This is a genomic window from Streptomyces nymphaeiformis (genome assembly GCF_014203895.1).
In the GTDB taxonomy this organism is placed as follows: domain Bacteria; phylum Actinomycetota; class Actinomycetes; order Streptomycetales; family Streptomycetaceae; genus Streptomyces; species Streptomyces nymphaeiformis.
In genome coordinates this window covers 266,590-286,217 of record NZ_JACHJY010000001.1, presented here as the reverse complement: position 1 = coordinate 286,217, position 19,628 = coordinate 266,590, and the positions used below count along the sequence as shown (strand labels likewise).

Below are 19,628 nucleotides of genomic sequence, written 5' to 3'. Positions count from 1 at the left end.
GTCCCCCGGCGCATGACCGGCCGGCGTATGACCGGCGCGAGGCCCCGCGCATACCGCTCTGACCAGGGGTGACGCACGCGGACACACCGACAGGCGCGTGTTCCGCTTCCGTCACACGGGTCCCTCCGGCGTCACGTATGTCTCCGTTACGCGGGCTTTGCGTCACAGGCGCTCGACAGCCGCTGCCCTCCCGTCGGGAGGGGCGTTGCACGGGGCAAAGGCTGATCAACCGCCCGCCGCGCAGCGCCCCCGAACGGCACCCCCGCCGCCGCTGCACGGCGCGCAGGGAGGTACCGGGCATGACGGACAGAAGGCTCTGGTCGTACAAGGACATCGCCGCACACATCCGTGTGCAGCCGGACACGATCCGCTCCTACCGGAAGCACGGGCTGCTCCCGGCACCGGACCAGGTGGAGTCGGGCAAGCCCTACTGGTACGCGGACACCATCCGCGCCTGGGTCGCCGGCCGCCCCGGCAACCGGGCCCGCCGCGACTGACCCCGCTCGCCCCGGGCGAAGGCCCCCGCCCACGGCGGGGGCCTTCCCCGTGCTCAGACGAGCAGGTCGTAGACGTTCCAGCCCCAGCCGCCGGGCCGGGGGTAGTACGGCTCGCTCTTGCCGTCGAACCACACCACGCCATAGACCACGAGCCTGCCGTCCCCGGTCCGGGCCGCGAGGGACGGCCCGTCGCTCGCGGAGGGACCGATCCGGCCCGTCCCGGCCAGGGCGGTGTAGACGTTCCAGCCGCCGCCGACGGCGCGGCGGGGCTTGAAGGGCACGGCCGGATCCCAGTCGTCGGCCTTCTCGTAGCGCCACTGCCGGCCGTCCGGGGTGTGGGCGATCAGGCCGTCCCCGAAGGCGACGATGCTCCTGTACGCGTTCCACCCGCCGCCGACCCGCACCCGGCGTCCGAACGGCTGCGCGGCCAGGCCGGTCCCCGGGTAGCGCCAGAGGACGCCGTCCCGGTCGCGGGCGAACAGGTCGCCGCCGGGCAGCCCGACGAGGCTCGTGTACGCGTTCCAGCCGCCGCCGACCCGCCGGCGCGGCTCGAAGGGCGCGCCCTCCCGCCGGCTGCCCCGGTAGTACCAGAGGACGCCGTCCCGGTCGCGGGCCACGAGGTCGCCCGCGCCGGCGGCGGTCGTGCGGTCGAGCTTGGTGAGGGCGGTGTACGCGTTCCAGCCGCCGCCGACCCGCTTGCGCGGCTTGAGCGGGGTGTCGCGGTACCCGGTGGCGTCGTACTGCCAGAGGACGCCGTCCCGGTCGCGGGCGTGCAGCGAGCCCCGGAGCCAGGCCTCCGGGGTCCCCTGCTCGAAGGAGAAGGCCAGTTCGCCCTCGGCGACGACCGTGCCGGCCGTGTCGCGCAGGTCGACTGCGGTGGAGAGGTGACCGAGCTGGGCGAGGTCCGAGCCGGCGTCCACGGTGATGTCGTACGTGACGGTGGAGGCGCCGGCCGGCACGTGGGCCGCCGGCAGGTCGAACAGCAGCCAGACGCCGTCGACCGTCTCCGGGTCGGGCGAGTCCCAGGCGCAGGGCGCGAAGGCCCCGCCGTCGACCGCGCAGGTCGAGGTGATCCGCGGGCCTGGCCGGTCCCCCGGGATTCCGGAGAGGGCCTGGAAGGCGAGGCGCTGTCCCGGGATCGTCCCGGAGAAGCCGGGCGGCAGGGTGGCGGTGAGCCGGGTGGTGACGGGCCCCTCCTCGCCGGCCGGCACGCCGAGCGCGCCGCCCTCCTGGACGAGGGTGCCGGGCTCGGGCGCGGCGGCGGCCGTGGTGGCCCCGCCGGCCAGGGCGGTGGAGGTGAGGGCGAGGGCGAGGCCCGCCGTGACGAGGACTCTGCGCAGCTGTCTCATGGCGTTTCCCCGGGCTTCCGTCGAACTTCCGTCAGAGGAGGGTGTCGTAGATGTTCCAGCCCCGACCGACCGCCGTCCGGGGCACCCTGGGCACTCCGAAGTAGTTGCCCTCGTACGCCCAGAGCACGCCGTCCCGGTCGCGGGCCAGCAGGTCGTGGGAGGTCTCGAAGCCCAGGTCGCCGGTGCCGGCGAGGGCCGTGTAGACGTTCCAGCCGCCGCCGACGCGGACGCGCGGCCGCAGCGGGACGGTGGGATCGAAGGAGCCGCTCGGGTGGTAGGCCCAGAGCGCGCCGCCCGTGTCCCTGGCCAGGACGGTCCCGTCGAGGGCGGTGAGGGAGGTGTACGCGTTCCACCCGCCGCCGACGCGGGCGCGCGGGGCGAAGGGCGCGGAGAGGGGAGCGCCGTACAGGCTCCGGTAGTGCCACAGGACGCCGTCCCGGTCGCGGGCGAGGAGCCCGGTGGAGGTGCCGGCGAGGGAGGTGTACGCGTTCCAGCCACCGCCGATCCGCACGCGCGGCCAGAAGGGGGCGGAGAGGTCGCCGGAGCCCCGGTAGTACCAGAGGACGCCGTCGGTGTCGCGGGCCACGAGGTCGCCCTTGCCGTCGGCGGTCGGCGTGCCGAGCCGGGTGAGCGCGGTGTAGCCGCCCCAGCCGCCGCCGACCCGCTGCCGGGGCTTGAAGGGCGTCGCCGCCTTGCCCGTGCCCTCGTACTGCCAGAGCACTCCGCTCCGGTCCCGGGCGTGCAGGACCGTGCGGTGCCTGGCCTCGGGGGTGCCGAGGTCGAACTCGAACCCGGCCCCGCCCGTGGCGATCCGGCGGCCCGCCGTGTCGAAGACGTCGAAGGAGCCGAAGAGGAGCGGGTTGCTCGCCGCCCCCGAGTCGGCGTCGACGCGGACGGCGTAGGTGAGGAAGGGAGCGGCCTGGGTCTCCGGGAGGACGAAGCCTTCACCCCCGTACGGGCAGTCGACGAACGCGCCGCCGTTCACGGAGCAGGACCATCGCGTGTGGTACAGCTCGGAGGGGATGTGTTCGTCGGAGCCCTCGGGCGGCCAGTCGAGGTTGGACAGGAGCAGCCGGGCCTTCACGGTGCCGGTCGCGTCACCGGGCAGCGCGGCCCCGAAGTAGGTGGTGACGGACCCCTCTTCGCCGGAGGGGACGTGGAGCGTGCCGCCCCGCTGCACGACGGTGCCGGGGGCCTGCGCGGACACGGCCGCCGGTGATGGTGGCGCGGGGGCGAGCGCCGCGAGGGGCGCGGCGAGTGCCGTCGCCCCTCCGGCGGCCGGGGGGATCAGTGCGGCGAGCAGGGCGCTCGCCGCGACCAGGAGCGTTCGAGTGGTGTGTCTCATGGATCCCCCCGGAATTCTCGTCAGATCACTCAGATGACGATGTTGTAGATGCCCCAGCCCCAGCCGACCCTGGTGCGGGTCGTCGGGACGTGGCCGAAGCCGGACGCCTTGCCCTTGTAGGCGTAGAGCTCGCCGCCGGTGGTGCGGGCGAGGAGGTCCAGGCCGTTCCAGCGGCCGAGGTCCTCGGTGCCGACGAGCGTGTTGTAGACGTTCCAGCCGCCGCCGACCTTGGCGCGGGCGTCGAACGGGGTGCTCGGCGACCACGCGACGGTGCGGGCGTTGTACTTCCACAGGACGCCGGCCGCGTCACGGGCGACCAGGCCGTCCGCGTACCCGGTGATCCGCGTGTAGGCGTTCCAGCCGCCGCCGATGCGCACGCGCGGCCAGAACGTGGTCGCGTCGCCCCGAGGGAGGTTCCACAGGACGCCGTCCTTGTCGCGGGCGACCAGGCCGTACCCGCTGGCGGCGATGGCGGTGTAGGTGTTCCAGCCGTCGTCGACGCGCACGCGGGGCTTGAAGGGGGCGTCCGGGTCGCCCGAGCCCTTGTAGAACCAGAGGACGCCGTCCTTGTCCCGGGCCACCAGGTCGCCCTGCCCGTCCGCGGTGGTGCGGGCGCCGAACGGGACGATGGCCGTGTAGACGCCCCAGCCGCCGCCGACGCGCTTGCGCGCCGTCAGCTTGCCGTCGGTCGCGCCGGTCGCCTCGTACCGCCACAGGACGCCGTCCTTGTCACGGGCGTGGACCGCCCCGCGGAGGGCCGCCTCGGGGGTGCCGAGGACGACGTCGACGTCGGCCTTGCCCTGCGAGACCACGTTCCCCTGGGCGTCCTTCAGCGTCACCGACAGGTAGAACGAGCCGAACCAGGCGCTGGAGGACGCGAGGTCGAGCGTCACGGCGTAGTCGAGGGTGGAGCGGGCCTCGACGGCGGGGAGGACGACGTCGATCGGCTCCTGGTCGTCATCGCGGGCCGGGTACCAGGAGACGGGAACCGGGTCGGACCCGTTCACCGACGCGGTCGTGCGGAGCCCGGCCGCGATCCGGTACGGCTCGCCGGCGGCGGGCCACGTCGAGACCGGCTTGCCGAACCCGAGCGTCGCCGTCACCGGACCGGTCACCCCGGCCGGCACGTTGGCGCGGAAGCGGATCGTCCCCGGGCCCTCCTCGCCGGCCCACACCTTCGCCGGTCCCCCGTCCTGGACCACCGCGCCCGGTTCCACGGCGGCCTCCGCCCGGTTCACCGCCGGCGCGGCCGCGGCCGCGGCTCCCCCGAGCGCCACCGGTGCGATGCCGGCGACGAGGGCCGTCGCCAGAACCAGTCCTGCACGCATACGTGCCACGAACTCCCCCAGGAATGGCTGTCATTGACGTGAGGAAGCGGCTTCCCGCCACTCCTCGGACACCTCTATGACATTCGGGGTGTCCGAAGGGTTGTACGTGTCCTTCTCGTCGTTCTCGCTGATTCCGAAGCGGTCGTGGAAGCGGCGCAGCGGCCCCGGCGCCCACCAGGTGAGGCGGCCGGTCAGCTTCATCACGGAGGGGACGAGGAGGCTGCGGACGACCATCGCGTCCATGAGGACGGCGAGGGCGACGCCGAGTCCGAGCATCTTGGTGTTGGTGACGCGGGAGGTGCCGATGGCGACCATGACGACGGCGAGGATCACGGCGGCGGCGGTGATCAGGCCGCCGGTGTGGCGCAGTCCGAAGCGGACGGAGTGCTCGTGGTCGCCGGTGGCGTCGTACTCCTCCTTGATGCGGGAGAGCAGGAACACCCCGTAGTCCATGGAGAGTCCGAAGGCCACGCAGAACATGAGGACGGGCAGGGTGGTCTCGATGTCGCCGGTGGAGGTGAAGCCGAGGAGTCCGGCGAGGTGTCCTTCCTGGAAGACCCAGACGACGGCGCCGAACATGGCCGTGAGGCTGAGGGCGTTGAGGAGGACGGCCTGGACGGGGACGACGACGCTGCCGGTGAGCAGGAAGACGAGGAGCAGGGTGACGAGGACGATGATCCCGGCGGCCCAGGGCAGCCGGTCGGCGATGGCGTGCTTGGAGTCGACGAGGACGGCGGCGGGTCCGGTGACGGAGGTCGCGAACGGCGCCTCGGCCGTGCGCAGTTCGCCGACGACCCGCTGGGCGCCGGCGCCGACGGTCTCGCCCTCGGGCACGACGGTGAAGTAGGCGGTGCCTCCGCCGGTGGTGACGGGCCCCTCGGCGCGGACGACGCCGTCGAGGGCGGCGATCCGGTCGCGGTAGCCCGCGTACTGCGCGGGGGTGGCCGTGCCCTCGGCGAGGACGGTGATGCCGCCGCCGGGGTTGCCGGGGAAGCCGTCCCGCAGCTGGTCCTGGACGACGCGGGAGGAGGCGGTGACGGGGAGCTGGCGGTCGTCGGCGGTGCCGAACTTCACGCTCAGGAACGGCAGTCCGAGGAGGACGAGCCCGGCGGTGGTGACGACGGCGAAGACGGGTGCCCGCCGCATCACGAGGCCGGCGGCCCGCGCCCAGCCCGCGCCCTCTTCACGGGGTGCCTTGCCGCGCCGGAGGAGGCGCCGCAGGTCGAGGGCGTTGACCCGGTCGCCGAGCAGCACGAGGGCGGCCGGGAGCAGGGTGAGCGCGGCGGTGGCGGCGAGCAGGACGACGGCTATCCCGGCGTACGCGAAGGAGCGCAGGAAGTACTGCGGGAAGACCAGCATCGCGGCGAGCGAGACGGCGACGGTCAGGGCGGAGAAGAGCACGGTCCGGCCGGCCGTGCGCAGGGTGGTGCGGACGGCGGTGTGCGTGTCGGCGCCGGCGGCGAGCTCCTCGCGGTAGCGGCGCACGACGAACAGGGCGTAGTCGATGGCGAGTCCGAGCCCGAGGGCGGTCGTCAGGTTCTGCGCGAAGACGGAGACGTCGGTGAACTCGGTGAGGCCGCGCAGGACGGCGTTGGTGCCGAGGATGGCGACGATGCCGACGCCGAGCGGCAGGAGGGCGGCGACGGCGCTGCCGAAGACCATGACGAGCAGGACGAGGGTGACGGGCAGGGCGATGAGCTCGGCCCGCAGCAGGTCCTCCTGGATGACGGTCTGCATCTCGTGCCGGACGGCGAGTCCGCCGCCGAGGGAGACCTCGACGGGGCCGTGGGTCCCCCGGTACGCGGGGGCGATCCGGTCGAGGACGGCGGCGGCGTCCTTCTCGTCGCCGGGGATCCGGGCGGCGATCACGGCCTGGTGGCCGTCCTCGGAGCGGAGGGCGGGCGAGCCGGTGGACCAGTAGGAGCCGACGCCCTCGACGCCCGGTTCGGCGCCGAGCCGTTCGGCGAGCTTCCGCGCCTCGGCGGCGACGGCGGGGCTGTCGACGCCGGTGGTGCCCGCGTCGACGAGGAGGAGCACGTTCGGCTGGGAGCCCGGGAACTGCTTCTCCAGGGCCTTGGTGGCGTACGTGGACTCGGCGGCCGGGTCCTCCCAGCCGCCGCTGCCCATGCGGTCGGCGACGCCGCCGCCGGCGAGGACGGCGAGTGCGGTGAGCACGAGCGCGACCAGGAGGGTGAGGCGCGGGCGGGCGGTGACGAACCGCGTCCATCCCCCGCCGCTCGATCCCCCGCCAGGAGTCGTTTTCTTGACTTCGGACATGACGCGGTGTCCCCTTCACCGTGGCCCCCGTACGCGCTTCCCGGCAGGTCGCGGGGGCCGCCCATTGCCATAGACTGGCAAACACGAGTGATCGCTCGCGTTTCTCAAGAATGCGAGCGACCTCTCGTGTTTGTCAAACGTTCCGAGGAGGACCGGAGACCGCCATGTCCGGAGACGTGTCCGAAGAACCGAAGCCGCGCCGCCGCCAGGCCCGCGGCGAACGCCGCATCGCGCAGCTCCTCCAGGCCGCCGCGAGAGTCTTCTGCGCGTACGGGTACACGGCGACCAGCACCAACGCGATCGCCCGGGAGGCGAGCGTCTCGCCCGGCACGCTCTACCAGTACTTCCCGAACAAGGAGGCCATCGCCATAGAGCTCGGCGAGCGCCTCCTCCACGAGATGCGGGAGGCCCACGGCCAGGCGTTCACCCCGGAGAACCTCGCCCTGCCGCTGCCCGAGCTCCTCGACGTCGTCGTCGACCCGATGATCGCCTTCAACTGCGAACACCCGGTCTTCCTCGCCCTGATGCACGGCTCCGAGGTGCCCGGCCGGATCGCCGAGGAGCACGACGCCCTGCACGCGAGCCTGCTCGCCTCGGTGCAGGAGGTGATCGGGCACTACGCCCCGGCCCTCTCCGCCGCCGAGCGCGCCCGTATCGCCGGCATGGTCTTCGCGATCTTCAAGGGCGGTCTCGGGCTCGTCCTCGCCGCACCCGAGGGAGCCGAGCGGGACGCGACGATCGCCGAGCTGAAGACCGTCCTCCTGCGCTACCTCTCCCCGCTGGTCGAGACCCCCGCCACGACCCCGGCCACCACGACCCCGGTCACCACGACTCCGGTCACCACGACTCCGACCCGCTGACCGACTCGGCGGTCAGCCTCTTCTCCCCCGGCCCCGGCCCCTCCCCCGCCCGCGCCCGCAGCTTCAGGGCGAGCAGCGGGAAGACGAGCACGGAGAGCATGCCGGCCCCGACGAGCGCCGCCGCCTCGCCGGCCGTCATCCCCTTGTCGTCCACGCCGATGGTGGTGATGGCGACGACGAGCGGCAGCGCCGTGGAGCCGTACAGGACGAGGCCGTTCCGGTCCGTGCGACCGAGGTCGCGCGGGGCGAGGAACCAGATCGGCCCGCCGCGCACGACGAGGAAGAGCAGCAGGAAGACCGGCAGCAGGAGCAGGGTCCTGCCCCCGTGGAGGAGCGATTCCAGGTCGAACTCGATCCCGGTGACGACGAAGAAGACGGGGACGAGGAAGCCGAAGCCGACGCCCTCGACCTTCTCCAGGATCTGCGGTCCGGAGTCGGGCGCGGCCCCGGTCAGCACGAGCCGGGTGATGAGTCCGGCGGCGAAGGCGCCGAGCAGCACGTCGAGCCCGAGCGCCGTCGACGCCCCCAGCATCAGGGCGAGCAGCAGGAAGACGAAGCGGACCGCGAACTGGCCGCTGCTGTGCAGGGTCCTGGCGATGACCTTCGAGAACCACGGCGGTCGGGGCCGCAGCGCCCAGTGGACGGCCCCCGCCGTGAGCGCGGCGAAGACGGCGAGGAGGACGGTGGACTCGGCTGCGCCCCGGCCGCTGAGCAGCAGCGCCATCGCGATGATCGGGCCGAACTCGCCGACCGCGCCGAAGGCCATGACGACCGTGCCGAACCGCCCGTGGAGGTCACCGGCGTCCCGCAGCACGGGCAGCACGGTGCCGAGCGCGGTGCTGGTCAGGGCGACGCCGATGAAGACGCCCTTGGTGTAGCCGCCGCCGAGCAGGACACCGGTGGCGAGGCCGAGGGCGAGGGCGATCACCCAGGCCCACACGGAGCGCCTGAGGGTGTCGCCGCGGACCTTGCCGAACTCGATCTCGTATCCGGCGAGGAAGATCAGCATGGCGAGGCCTAGTTGGGAGAGGCCGTCGATCAGCGCGTCCGGCCGGGCCCAGTCCAGGACGTCGGGGCCGATGAGGATGCCGAGCAGGATCTCGAAGATGACGAGCGGGACGGGGAGCCACCGCCCCACCCCGTAGGCGAGCAGCGGCGCCAGGACGGCGATCGCCATGATCAGGATGAGCGTGCTCCCCGAATGCGACATATCGGGTGTTTACCATGGGCTCCGCACCGACCACCGGATTCACGTCCCGGATCCACGCACTGGATTTATACCCCCCAGGGGTATAGTCTCGCTCTTGTAAGACCCCGAACCGCCCAGGAGGAGAGCGCCATGTCCGCAGAGACCACGACCGAACTGACCACCGTCTACCAGGTCAAGGGCATGACCTGCGGCCACTGCGAGGGCGCCGTCTCCAGCGAGATCTCCGAGATCCCCGGCGTCTCCTCCGTCACCGCCGTCGCCAAGACCGGCGAGGTCACCGTCGTCTCCGCCGCCGCGCTCGACCGCGAGGCCGTCGCCGCCGCCGTGGACGAGGCCGGCTACGAGCTGGTCTGACCCCCCGCCGCACCGGCATCGCAGGGCCGTACCGTTATCGGTACGGCCCTGCTCCCCTTTGGAAACCGCACATGCCCAGCACCACCGTCACCGAGCTCGCGATCGGCGGGATGACCTGCGCCTCCTGCGCCGCCCGCATCGAGAAGAAGCTCAACCGGATGGACGGCGTCACCGCCACCGTCAACTACGCCACGGAGAAGGCGCGCGTCGAACACGCCCCGGACGTCGGCGTCGACGCGCTGATCGCCACCGTCGTGAAGACCGGCTACACCGCCGAGGAACCCGCCCCGCCCGTGGAGGAGCGGAAGGACGAGCCGGAGGACCCCGAGCTCGCCTCCCTCCGGCAGCGGCTCACCGTCTCCGCGCTCCTCGCGACGCCCGTGATCCTGCTCGCCATGGTCCCCTCCCTCCAGTTCGACGACTGGCAGTGGCTCTCGCTCACCCTCGCCTCCCCCGTCGTCGTCTGGGGCGGCCTCCCCTTCCACCGGGCCGCCTGGACCAACCTCCGGCACGGCGCCGCCACCATGGACACCCTCGTCTCGGTCGGCACCCTCGCCGCCTACGGCTGGTCCCTCTGGGCCCTCTTCCTCGGCGACGCCGGCATGCCCGGCATGCGGCACGGCTTCGACCTCACCGCCGACCGCGCCCACGCCTCCTCCGCGATCTACCTGGAGGTCGCCGCCGGAGTCGTCACCTTCATCCTCCTCGGCCGCTACCTGGAGGCCCGCGCCAAGCGGAAGGCGGGCACCGCGCTCAGGGCCCTGATGGAGCTGGGCGCCAAGGACGTGGCCGTGCTCAGGGACGGCAGGGAAGTACGCGTCCCGGTCGGCGAGCTCCGCACCGGCGACCTCTTCGTCGTACGCCCCGGCGAGAAGATCGCCACCGACGGCACCGTCACCGAGGGCGCGTCCGCCGTCGACGCCTCCCTGCTCACCGGCGAGTCGCTCCCCCTGGACGTCACCCCCGGCTCCGCCGTCACCGGCGGCTGCGTCAACGTCTCGGGCCGGCTCGTCGTCGAGGCCACCCGGGTCGGCGCCGACACCCAGCTCGCCAGGATCGCGCGGCTCGTCGAGGAGGCCCAGAGCGGCAAGGCCGAGGTGCAGCGGCTCGCCGACCGGATCTCCGCCGTCTTCGTCCCGGTCGTGATCCTCATCGCCCTCGCCACCCTCGTCACCTGGCTCCTCGTGACGAGCGACGTCACCGCGGCCTTCACCGCCGCCGTCGCCGTCCTGATCATCGCCTGCCCCTGCGCCCTCGGCCTCGCCACCCCGACCGCCCTCATGGTCGGCACGGGCCGCGGCGCCCAGCTCGGCATCCTCATCAAGGGCCCCGAGGTCCTGGAGTCCACCCGCCGCGTCGACACCGTCGTCCTCGACAAGACCGGGACGGTCACCACCGGCCGCATGCGGCTGACCGGCGTGCACGTGTACGGCGGGCGGTACGGCGCCGACTCCGCCGACGAGACCGAACTGCTGCGGCTCGCGGGCGCCCTGGAGCACTCCTCCGAGCACCCGGTCGCCCGCGCGATCGCCGCCGGCGCCGCCGAGCGCTGCGGGGAGCTCCCCACCCCGAAGACCTTCGAGAACGTGCCGGGGCTCGGCGTGCGCGGCTCCGTCGACGGCCGGCTCGTGCTCGTCGGGCGCGCCGCCCTGCTCGCCGCCGAGGGCGTCGAGGCGCCCGCGACGACGGAGCCCGGCGCCGTCCACGTCGCCTGGGACGGGGTGGCCCGCGGCACCCTGACCGTCGCCGACACCGTCAAGGACACCAGCGCCGAGGCGGTCGCCCGGCTGCGCGCCCTGGGGCTGCGGCCCGTCCTCCTCACCGGGGACCACCGGGCGGTGGCCGAGGCCGTGGCGGCCGAGGTGGGCATCGACGAGGTGATCGCGGAGGTGCTGCCCGAGGAGAAGGCCGAGGTGGTCCGGCGGCTCCGGGACGAGGGCCGTACGGTCGCGATGGTCGGCGACGGGGTGAACGACGCCGCCGCGCTCGCGACGGCCGACCTCGGGCTCGCGATGGGGACGGGCACCGACGCGGCCATCGAGGCGAGCGACCTGACCCTGGTGCGGGGCGACCTGCGGGTCGCGGCGGACGCCATCCGGCTGGCGCGGCGGACCCTGGCGACGATCCGGGGCAACCTCGGCTGGGCCTTCGGCTACAACCTCGCCGCACTCCCCCTCGCGGCGGCCGGACTTCTCAACCCGATGATCGCGGGCCTGGCCATGGCCTTTTCGTCCGTCTTCGTCGTATCCAACAGCCTTCGTCTGCGGCGCTTCACGTGAATTCACCCACGTGTGACGCACAGGACCTTCACAAAGAGATCTAGATCACAGATATTGGGGGGTAACCATCTGGGCTGTTCGCGAGTCTAAGTGGGCGATGCCAAGAACGTCTTGGGGGACGTTCATGGGATGTCTTGGGGGACGTCCCAGGCAAGCGCGGCCGGGGCACGTGCACCGGGGAGCTTTGAGCGGCCCTCCCGTACGTACCCCGGCAGACCGCGCGTAAGACGCCCGGCCCGGATCCCGTGGGGGGAATCCGCACCGGGATATGGAAAGCGCCCCGTCGCCGACCCGTGGGGGGATCGGTGGCGGGGCGCTTTTCGCACCTCTTGTTCAAGGCTCGGTTCGCCAGGCGCGTCGGCCGAGGCTCAGCGGGCCTCGACCGGGACGAAGTCGCGGAGGACCTCGCCCGTGTAGATCTGGCGCGGGCGGCCGATGCGGGAGCCCGGCTCCTTGATCATCTCGTGCCACTGGGCGATCCAGCCCGGGAGGCGGCCGAGGGCGAAGAGGACCGTGAACATCTCGGTCGGGAAGCCCATGGCCCGGTAGATCAGGCCCGTGTAGAAGTCCACGTTCGGGTAGAGGTTGCGCGAGACGAAGTACTCGTCGGAGAGCGCGTGCTCCTCCAGCTTGAGCGCGATGTCGAGCAGCTCGTCGGACTTGCCGAGGGCCGAGAGGACATCGTGCGCCGCCGCCTTGATGATCTTGGCGCGCGGGTCGAAGGACTTGTACACCCGGTGGCCGAAGCCCATCAGGCGGACGCCGTCCTCCTTGTTCTTCACCTTGCGGATGAAGGAGTCGACATCGCCGCCGTTGGCCTGGATGCCCTCCAGCATCTCCAGGACCGACTGGTTGGCGCCACCGTGCAGGGGGCCCCACAGGGCCGAGATGCCGGCGGAGATCGAGGCGAACATGTTCGCCTGCGAGGAGCCGACCAGACGCACCGTGGAGGTCGAGCAGTTCTGCTCGTGGTCCGCGTGCAGGATCAGCAGCTTGTCGAGCGCGGAGACGACGACCGGGTCGAGGTCGTACTCCTGCGCGGGGACCGAGAAGGTCATGCGCAGGAAGTTCTCGACGTAGCCGAGGTCGTTACGCGGGTAGACGAACGGGTGACCGATCGACTTCTTGTACGCGTACGCCGCGATCGTCGGCAGCTTCGCGAGCAGGCGGATCGTGGAGAGGTGCCGCTGCTGCTCGTCGAACGGGTTGTGGCTGTCCTGGTAGAAGGTGGACAGCGCGGAGACCACCGACGACAGCATCGCCATCGGGTGGGCGTCCCGCGGGAAGCCGCGGAAGAAGTTCTTGACGTCCTCGTGGACCAGGGTGTGCTGCGTGATCTCGTTCTTGAAGGTCGACAGCTCGTCGACCTTCGGCAGCTCACCGTTGATCAGCAGGTACGCCACCTCAAGGAAGGTGGAGCGCTCGGCCAGCTGCTCGATGGGGTAGCCGCGGTACCGCAGAATGCCCTGCTCACCGTCGAGGTAGGTGATGGCGGATTTATAGGCGGCGGTGTTGCCGTATCCGCTGTCAAGGGTGACCAGACCGGTCTGGGCTCGGAGTTTGCCGATGTCGAAGCCCTTGTCGCCGACGGTGCTCTCGACCACCGGGTAGGTGTATTCACCGTCCGCGTACCGCAGTACTACAGAGTTGTCGCTCACGTCATCCCTCACCGACGTAGTGCCTCTTCTTCGAGGTGCCCTGACTGTCTCTACCATCCCCCATTTGGCTCAGGAGAGTGCACTCGGGGTCGCTCATTGGGCCATTCGGCGGCACTCAGTGCCGCCAACCTTCATATCCTGCCCCCTTCGCCCCGGTTCCGGTAGTCCTCCGTGATCTTTCACACGAGGGCGTCCCCTGTGAGCCGATGGGCGAGTGCGGTAAAGCGCCTGCCCGCCGAGACCGTACGGACCGCCTGGGCGATCGCCCGACGGGAGCCGACCAGGACGACCAGCTTCCGGGCCCGGGTCACGGCCGTGTAGAGCAGGTTCCGCTGGAGCATCATCCAGGCGCTCATGGTGACCGGGATCACCACCGCCGGATACTCGCTGCCCTGCGAGCGGTGGATGGTGACCGCGTACGCGTGGGCGAGTTCGTCCAGCTCGTCGAAGTCGTACGGCACCTCCTCGTCCTCGTCGGTCCGCACGGTCAGCCGCTGCTCGACGGTGTCCAGTGCCGTGACGACGCCGACCGTACCGTTGAAGACCCCGTTGGCCCCCTTCTCATAGTTGTTCCGAATCTGGGTCACCTTGTCACCGACGCGGAAGACGCGCCCGCCGAACCGCTTCTCCGGAAGGTCCGGGCGGGCCGGGGTGATCGCCTGCTGGAGCAGACCGTTCAGCGAGCCCGCGCCCGCCGGGCCCCGGTGCATCGGGGCGAGGACCTGGACGTCCCGGCGCGGGTCGAGGCCGAACTTGGCCGGAACCTTCCGGGCCGCGACGTCGACGGCGACCCGGGCGGCGTCCTCGGTCTCCTCCTCGACGAAGAGGAAGAAGTCCGGAAGCCCCTGGGTGACGGGCGGGGTGCCGGCGTTGATCCGGTGCGCGTTCATCACCACCCCGGACTCCTTGGCCTGCCGGAAGATCCGGGTCAGCCGCACGGCCGGTACGGGACTGCCGGGGGCGAGCAGATCGCCGAGGACCTCACCGGCACCCACCGACGGCAGCTGGTCGACGTCCCCCACCAGCAGCAGGTGCGCACCCGGCGCCACGGCCTTGACCAGCTTGTTCGCGAGGAGCAGGTCGAGCATCGAGGCCTCGTCGACGACGATCAGGTCCGCGTCGAGGGGCCGGTCCCGGTCGTACGCGGCGTCCCCGCCCGGCTTCAGCTCAAGGAGTCGGTGCACGGTGGACGCCTCGGCGCCGGTCAGCTCGGCGAGCCGCTTGGCGGCCCGTCCGGTGGGGGCGGCGAGCACCACCTTGGCCTTCTTGACCCGGGCCAGCTCCACGATGGACCGGACGGTGAAGGACTTCCCACAGCCGGGCCCGCCGGTCAGGACCGCGACCTTCCGGGTGAGGGCGAGCCGCACGGCCTCCTCCTGCTCGGGCGCGAGCGACGCCCCCGTCCGGTCGGCGAGCCAGGCGAGCGCCTTGTCCCAGGCCACGTCCCGGAAGGCCGGCATCCGGTCGTCCTCGGCCCGCAGGAGCCTCCGGAGCTGCCCGGCGAGGGACAGCTCGGCGCGGTGGAAGGGGATGAGGTACACGGCGGTGACGGGCGCGCCTTCGGGTCCGGGAACGGTCTCGCGTACGACTCCCTCGGGATCCGAGGCCAGCTCGCCCAGGCACTCGATGACGAGCCCGGTGTCGACCTGCAGCAGCTTCACGGCATCGGAGATCAGCCGCTCCTCGGGCAGGAAGCAGTGCCCCTGGTCGCTGGACTGGGACAGGGCGTACTGCAGGCCGGCCTTCACCCGGTCGGGGCTGTCGTGCGGGATGCCGACGGCCTGGGCGATCTTGTCGGCGGTGAGGAACCCGATGCCCCACACGTCGGCGGCGAGCCGATAAGGCTGGTTCCGCACGACGGAGATGGAGGCGTCCCCGTACTTCTTGTAGATCCGCACGGCGATGGAGGTGGACACCCCCACTCCCTGGAGGAAGACCATCACCTCCTTGATCGCCTTCTGCTCCTCCCAGGCGGCGGTGATGTTCTTGGTCCGCTTGGGCCCGAGCCCCGGGACCTCGATCAGCCGGCCGGGGGACTCTTCGAGGATGTCGAGGGTGTCGAGCCCGAAGTGCGTCGTGATCCGGTCGGCGAAGACGGGCCCGATGCCCTTGACGAGCCCGGACCCGAGATAGCGCCGGATGCCCTGGATGGTGGCGGGCAGCACGGTCGTGTAGTTCTCGACGGTGAACTGCTTCCCGTACTGCGGATGCGACCCCCACCGCCCCTCCATCCGCAGCGACTCCCCCGGCTGCGCCCCGAGCAACGCCCCGACGACGGTGAGCAGCTCCCCACCCCCGCGCCCGGTGTCGACCCGGGCGACGGTGTAGCCGCTCTCCTCGTTGGAGTAGGTGATCCGCTCCAGCACACCTTCGAGCACTGCGGACCCGCGACCGTCGTTGGACATGCCTCGACCGTAGCGAAGAGGTCGGACATCGTGCGGCGGGCGTCGGGATGGCGTTGTTTCGCCACATGACGCGTTCGGTCGTCCCGGCGACGACGACCGGTCACGCGGAATGCGCTGTCCATCCTCGGAAAGGGCGTTTGGGCGGCCTCGTCAAGACAGCCACGCTTGCCACCATGCTGTCCTGATTCGCCCTTCAGGACGTCCCGCGCCGCCGGAACGATGGGCGTGCCTTCGGGCCGCGGTCACGACCGGCCGCCGGAGCCCCCGACGTGAAGGAGAACAGCGGCATGAACTGGATCAAGAGCCTGGCGATGACGGGTGCGGCCGTGGTGCTGACCGCCGGCCAACTGCTGTCCGGCACCGCGTCGGCCGCGCCCACGGCCGACCGGGCCGACGGCCTTCAGGAGAAGGTCGACGCCTACCTGGCGAGCCACCCCGGTGAACGCCAGCTCGCCGAGGGCAAGGCGACCATGCCCGGCGGGTCGGTCACCTTCTCCGCCACCGGCACCGCCGGCGCCGCCGCCATCAGTTGCGGCTACGGCCACCTCTGCGTCCAGGACGGCAACGGCAGCCGCTGGGACTACTACTACTGCGGCTACTACGACTTCTCCGGCATCGGCGACGGGTACTTCAACAACAACCAGACCTCGGGCACCGTCGCGAAGTTCTACAACCAGGACGGCAGCCTCAGGTGGACCAGCAGGGCCCCGCAGAGCGGAACGGCCTCGTGGTCACCGGTGTGGCACATCCGCCCGTGCTGACCCCTCAGGGTCCGGTCGCCCGGTGCTCCGCCCCCACGTCGACGGGGGCGGAGCACCGTCCGGTCCGGGGCGTCGAGGACCGCCCGCGCCGGCCGGTGGCGCGTCACACCGCCCGGAAGGCCTCCAGGGTCTCCTCCAGGACCTCCACCCCGTCCCTCGACCACAGGGCGTCGTTGAAGAGTTCCACCTCGACCGGGCCCGTGTAGCCGGCCTTCTCGACGAGGTCCGCCCAGGCGGCGAGGTCGATCGCGCCCGTGCCCAGTTGGCCCCGGCCGTTGAGGACGCCGACCGGGAGCGGGGTCGTCCAGTCGGCGAGCTGGAAGGAGTGGATGCGGCCCGCCGCGCCCGCGCGTTCCACTGCCGCCGGGGCCCGGTCGTCCCACCAGAGGTGGTACGTGTCGACCGTGACGCCCACCTGGGAGGCGGGGAAGCGCTCCGCGATCTCCAGGGCCTGGTCCAGGGTCGAGACCGCGCACCGGTCGGAGGCGTACATCGGGTGGAGCGGCTCGATCGCGAGGCGGACTCCGCGTTCGCCCGCGTACGGGGCGAGCTCGCCGATCGCCTCCGCGATGCGGGCGCGGGCGGCGGGCAGGTCCGGGCAGGACGGCGTGAGGCCGCCCGAGACCAGGACCAGGGTGTCCGTGCCGAGCGTGACGGCCTCGTCGATCGCCGCGCGGTTGTCCGGCTCCCAGCCGTCCGAGGTGAAGAAGCCGCCCCGGCAGAGGGTGGTGACGGTCAGGCCCGCGTCCCGCACCAGGGCGGCCGCCGCCTCGACCCCGTACTCCTGGACCGGTTCGCGCCACAGCCCCACGCCCGGGACTCCCAGCCGTACGCACTCCCGCACGAGGTCGGGGAGGGCCAGCTGCTTCACCGTCATCTGGTTGATGCCGAAGCGGTCGAGGTTCACCGGGCGACTCCGTGCACGGTGAGGAGCGAGCGCATCCGGGACTCCGCCCGGACCGGGTCCGGGAACAGGCCCAGGCCGTCGGCGAGTTCGTACGCGCGGGCGAGGTGCGGGAGCGAACGGGCCGACTGCAGGCCGCCGACCATCGTGAAGTGCTCCTGGTGGCCGGCCAGCCAGGCGAGGAACACCACGCCCGTCTTGTAGAAGCGGGTGGGGGGCGCGAAGAGGTGGCGGGAGAGTTCCACCGTCGGGTCCAGCGTCTTGCGGAAGGCCTCCTTGTCCCCTGTGTCCAGGAGCCGCACCGCCTCCGCCGCCAGCGGGCCCAGCGGGTCGAAGATGCCGAGCAGGGCGTGGCTGAAGCCCTGTTCGTCGCCCGCGATCAGCTCCGGGTAGTGGAAGTCGTCGCCCGTGTAGCAGCGGACGCCCTCCGGGAGGCGGCGGCGCAGCTCGACCTCGCGCCGCGCGTCGAGGAGGGAGACCTTGATGCCGTCGACCTTGTCGGGGTGCGCGGCGATCACGTCGAGGAAGGTCTCGGTGGCGGCGTCCAGGTCGCGCGAGCCCCAGTAGCCGTCGAGCGCCGGGTCGAACATCGGGCCCAGCCAGTGCAGGATCACCGGCTCGCCCGCCTGCCGGAGGAGGTGGCCGTAGAGGTCGAGGTAGTCCTCGGGGCCGGTCGCGGCGGCGGCGAGGGCGCGGGAGGCCATGAGGACGGCCTGCGCGCCCGACTCCTCGACGACCGCGAGCTGTTCCTCGTACGCCGCGCGGATCTCGGGGAGGGAGGCCGGGCCCGTCAGCTGGTCCGTGCCCACGCCGCAGGCGATCCGGCCGCCCGCGCCGCGGGCCTCCGCCGCGCTCCGGCGGATCAGCTCCGCCGCGCCCGCCCAGTCGAGCCCCATCCCGCGCTGGGCGGTGTCCATCGCCTCGGCGACCCCGAGGCCGTGGGACCAGAGGTGGCGGCGGAAGGCGAGGGTGGCGTCCCAGTCGACGGCGGCCGGGGAGTCGGGGGTGGCGTCGGCGTACGGGTCGGCGACGACGTGCGCGGCGGAGAAGACCGTGCGGGAGGTCAGGGGGCCGGTCGTGGAGAGCGCGAGGGGTTCGGTGCGGGGCTCGTACGCGCGCGTGCCGCCGCCCGGGACGGGGAGGTGGAGCGTCACAGCGTCACCTCCGGGACGTCCAGGCGGCGGCCCTCGGCGGCGGACTTCAGGCCCAGTTCGGCGAGCTGGACGCCGCGGGCGCCGGCGAGGAGGTCCCAGTGGTACGGCTCGTCGAGGACGACGTGCCGGAGGAACAGCTCCCACTGGGCCTTGAAGCCGTTGTCGAACTCGGCGTTGTCGGGGACCTCCTGCCACTGGTCGCGGAAGGCCTCGGTGGCGGGGACGTCCGGGTTCCACACGGGCTTCGGGGTCGCCGAGCGGTGCTGGACGCGGCAGTTGCGGAGTCCCGCGACGGCGGAGCCCTCCGTGCCGTCGACCTGGAACTCGACGAGCTCGTCGCGGTTCACGCGGACCGTCCAGGAGGAGTTGATCTGGGCGATGGCGCCGCCCTCCAGCCGGAAGATGCCGTACGCGGCGTCGTCGGCGGTGGCCTCGTACGGCTTGCCCTGCTCGTCCCAGCGGCGCGGGACGTGGGTGGCGACGGTCGCGGTGACGGAGGTGACGCGCCCGAACAGCTCGTGGAGCACGTACTCCCAGTGCGGGAACATGTCGACGACGATGCCGCCGCCGTCCTCGGCGCGGTAGTTCCAGCTGGGGCGCTGGGCGTCCTGCCAGTCGCCCTCGAAGACCCAGTAGCCGAACTCTCCGCGCACGGACAGGATCTCGCCGAAGAAGCCGCCGTCGACGAGCCGCTTCAGCTTGAGCAGGCCGGGGAGGAACAGCTTGTCCTGGACGACGCCGTGGCGGATGCCCTTCGCCTCGGCCAGGCGGGCGAGTTCGAGGGCGCCGGCCAGGTCCCCTGCGGTGGGCTTCTCGGTGTAGACGTGCTTGCCGGCGGCGATGGCCCGGGTGAGGGCGTCGACGCGGGCGGAGGTGACCTGGGCGTCGAAGTAGACGTCGATGCTGTCGTCGGCGAGGACGGCGTCGAGGTCGGTGGACCACTCGGTGAGGCCGTGGCGCTCGGCGAGGGCGCGCAGGGCGGGCTCGCGGCGGCCGACGAGGACGGGCTCGGGCCAGAGGGTCTCGCCGTTGCCGAGGTCGAGGCCGCCCTGTTCGCGCAGGGCGAGGATCGAGCGGACGAGGTGCTGGCGGTAGCCCATGCGTCCGGTGACGCCGTTCATGGCGATGCGGACTGTCCTGCGTGTCACGAAGGGTTCCTCTCCCCGGTGCTCGGCGCCCTCAGGAAAGAAAGCGCTTTCTATCGAGGGGGACGCTAGCCTGCCGACATCGCCGTCGACAAGGGCCCT

15 protein-coding genes are annotated in these 19,628 nt (G+C 72.2%); 5 read left to right on the top strand and 10 right to left on the bottom strand.

Annotated features, from left to right (window positions below; translation table 11 throughout):
• The first annotated feature begins 299 nt into the window (after window positions 1-299).
• Window positions 300-497, top strand: coding sequence for a helix-turn-helix transcriptional regulator (locus GGE06_RS01240; RefSeq protein ID WP_184929833.1), 198 nt, complete (start codon window positions 300-302; stop codon window positions 495-497).
• Between the two features lie 53 nt (window positions 498-550).
• Here GGE06_RS01240 and GGE06_RS01235 read toward each other — a convergent pair whose 3' ends face one another.
• The 4 genes from GGE06_RS01235 to GGE06_RS01220 are packed head-to-tail and all read right to left on the bottom strand — an operon-like array spanning window position 551 to window position 6,796.
• Window positions 551-1,846, bottom strand: coding sequence for a tachylectin-related carbohydrate-binding protein (locus GGE06_RS01235; RefSeq protein WP_116160888.1), 1,296 nt, complete (start codon window positions 1,844-1,846; stop codon window positions 551-553).
• A 31-nt stretch (window positions 1,847-1,877) separates the two neighbouring features.
• Entirely contained in the window at window positions 1,878-3,191 is a 1,314-nt protein-coding gene (locus tag GGE06_RS01230) for a tachylectin-related carbohydrate-binding protein (protein ID WP_184929832.1), read from the bottom strand.
• Window positions 3,192-3,220: 29 nt separating this feature from the next.
• Window positions 3,221-4,519: a tachylectin-related carbohydrate-binding protein gene (locus GGE06_RS01225; protein ID WP_184929831.1), complete on the bottom strand. Its 1,299-nt coding sequence runs from the start codon at window positions 4,517-4,519 to the stop codon at window positions 3,221-3,223.
• Between the two features lie 30 nt (window positions 4,520-4,549).
• Complete coding sequence (locus GGE06_RS01220) at window positions 4,550-6,796, bottom strand: MMPL family transporter (RefSeq protein WP_184929830.1); 2,247 nt, start codon at window positions 6,794-6,796, stop codon at window positions 4,550-4,552.
• A gap of 164 nt (window positions 6,797-6,960) precedes the next feature.
• On the opposite strand from GGE06_RS01220, the gene GGE06_RS01215 reads away from it, so the two are divergent.
• Window positions 6,961-7,656, top strand: a complete 696-nt coding sequence (locus tag GGE06_RS01215; protein ID WP_184929829.1) for a TetR/AcrR family transcriptional regulator — start codon at window positions 6,961-6,963, stop codon at window positions 7,654-7,656.
• On the opposite strand, the gene GGE06_RS01210 is transcribed toward GGE06_RS01215, so the two are convergent.
• Complete coding sequence (locus GGE06_RS01210) at window positions 7,634-8,866, bottom strand: cation:proton antiporter (protein ID WP_184929828.1); 1,233 nt, start codon at window positions 8,864-8,866, stop codon at window positions 7,634-7,636. The two genes, GGE06_RS01215 and GGE06_RS01210, sit on opposite strands and share 23 nt — an antisense overlap.
• Before the next feature lie 129 nt (window positions 8,867-8,995).
• Between GGE06_RS01210 and GGE06_RS01205 the strand changes: the two genes are divergently transcribed.
• Complete coding sequence (locus GGE06_RS01205; protein WP_184929827.1) at window positions 8,996-9,220, top strand: heavy-metal-associated domain-containing protein; 225 nt, start codon at window positions 8,996-8,998, stop codon at window positions 9,218-9,220.
• Window positions 9,221-9,291: 71 nt separating this feature from the next.
• Window positions 9,292-11,499, top strand: coding sequence for a heavy metal translocating P-type ATPase (locus GGE06_RS01200; protein WP_116160881.1), 2,208 nt, complete (start codon window positions 9,292-9,294; stop codon window positions 11,497-11,499).
• Window positions 11,500-11,867: 368 nt separating this feature from the next.
• On the opposite strand, the gene GGE06_RS01195 is transcribed toward GGE06_RS01200, so the two are convergent.
• Window positions 11,868-13,157 carry a citrate synthase gene (locus tag GGE06_RS01195; protein ID WP_030685223.1) on the bottom strand — a complete coding sequence of 430 codons (1,290 nt, stop codon included), beginning with the start codon at window positions 13,155-13,157 and terminating at the stop codon, window positions 11,868-11,870.
• 179 nt (window positions 13,158-13,336) lie between these two features.
• Entirely contained in the window at window positions 13,337-15,562 is a 2,226-nt protein-coding gene (gene recD2 / locus GGE06_RS01190) for an SF1B family DNA helicase RecD2 (protein ID WP_116160880.1), read from the bottom strand.
• 287 nt (window positions 15,563-15,849) lie between these two features.
• Here recD2 and GGE06_RS01185 point away from each other — a divergent pair, with 287 nt between their 5' ends.
• Window positions 15,850-16,323 (top strand): hypothetical protein, encoded by a 474-nt coding sequence (locus tag GGE06_RS01185; protein WP_116165526.1) that lies wholly within the window; start codon window positions 15,850-15,852, stop codon window positions 16,321-16,323.
• A 103-nt stretch (window positions 16,324-16,426) separates the two neighbouring features.
• Here GGE06_RS01185 and GGE06_RS01180 read toward each other — a convergent pair whose 3' ends face one another.
• From GGE06_RS01180 to GGE06_RS01170, 3 genes are read right to left on the bottom strand one after another with little or no spacing between them, the layout of a single operon-like run.
• A complete protein-coding gene (locus tag GGE06_RS01180; protein WP_184930158.1) occupies window positions 16,427-17,200 on the bottom strand; it encodes a sugar phosphate isomerase/epimerase family protein in 774 nt (257 codons plus the stop codon).
• 26 nt (window positions 17,201-17,226) lie between these two features.
• Window positions 17,227-18,381 carry a dihydrodipicolinate synthase family protein gene (locus GGE06_RS01175; protein WP_184929826.1) on the bottom strand — a complete coding sequence of 385 codons (1,155 nt, stop codon included), beginning with the start codon at window positions 18,379-18,381 and terminating at the stop codon, window positions 17,227-17,229.
• The gene (locus GGE06_RS01170) at window positions 18,378-19,529 is read right to left on the bottom strand and encodes a Gfo/Idh/MocA family protein (protein ID WP_184929825.1); all 1,152 of its coding nucleotides are present in this window, start codon (window positions 19,527-19,529) and stop codon (window positions 18,378-18,380) included. The genes GGE06_RS01175 and GGE06_RS01170 overlap by 4 nt, the downstream gene beginning before the upstream one ends.
• Between the last annotated feature and the right edge of the window lie 99 nt (window positions 19,530-19,628).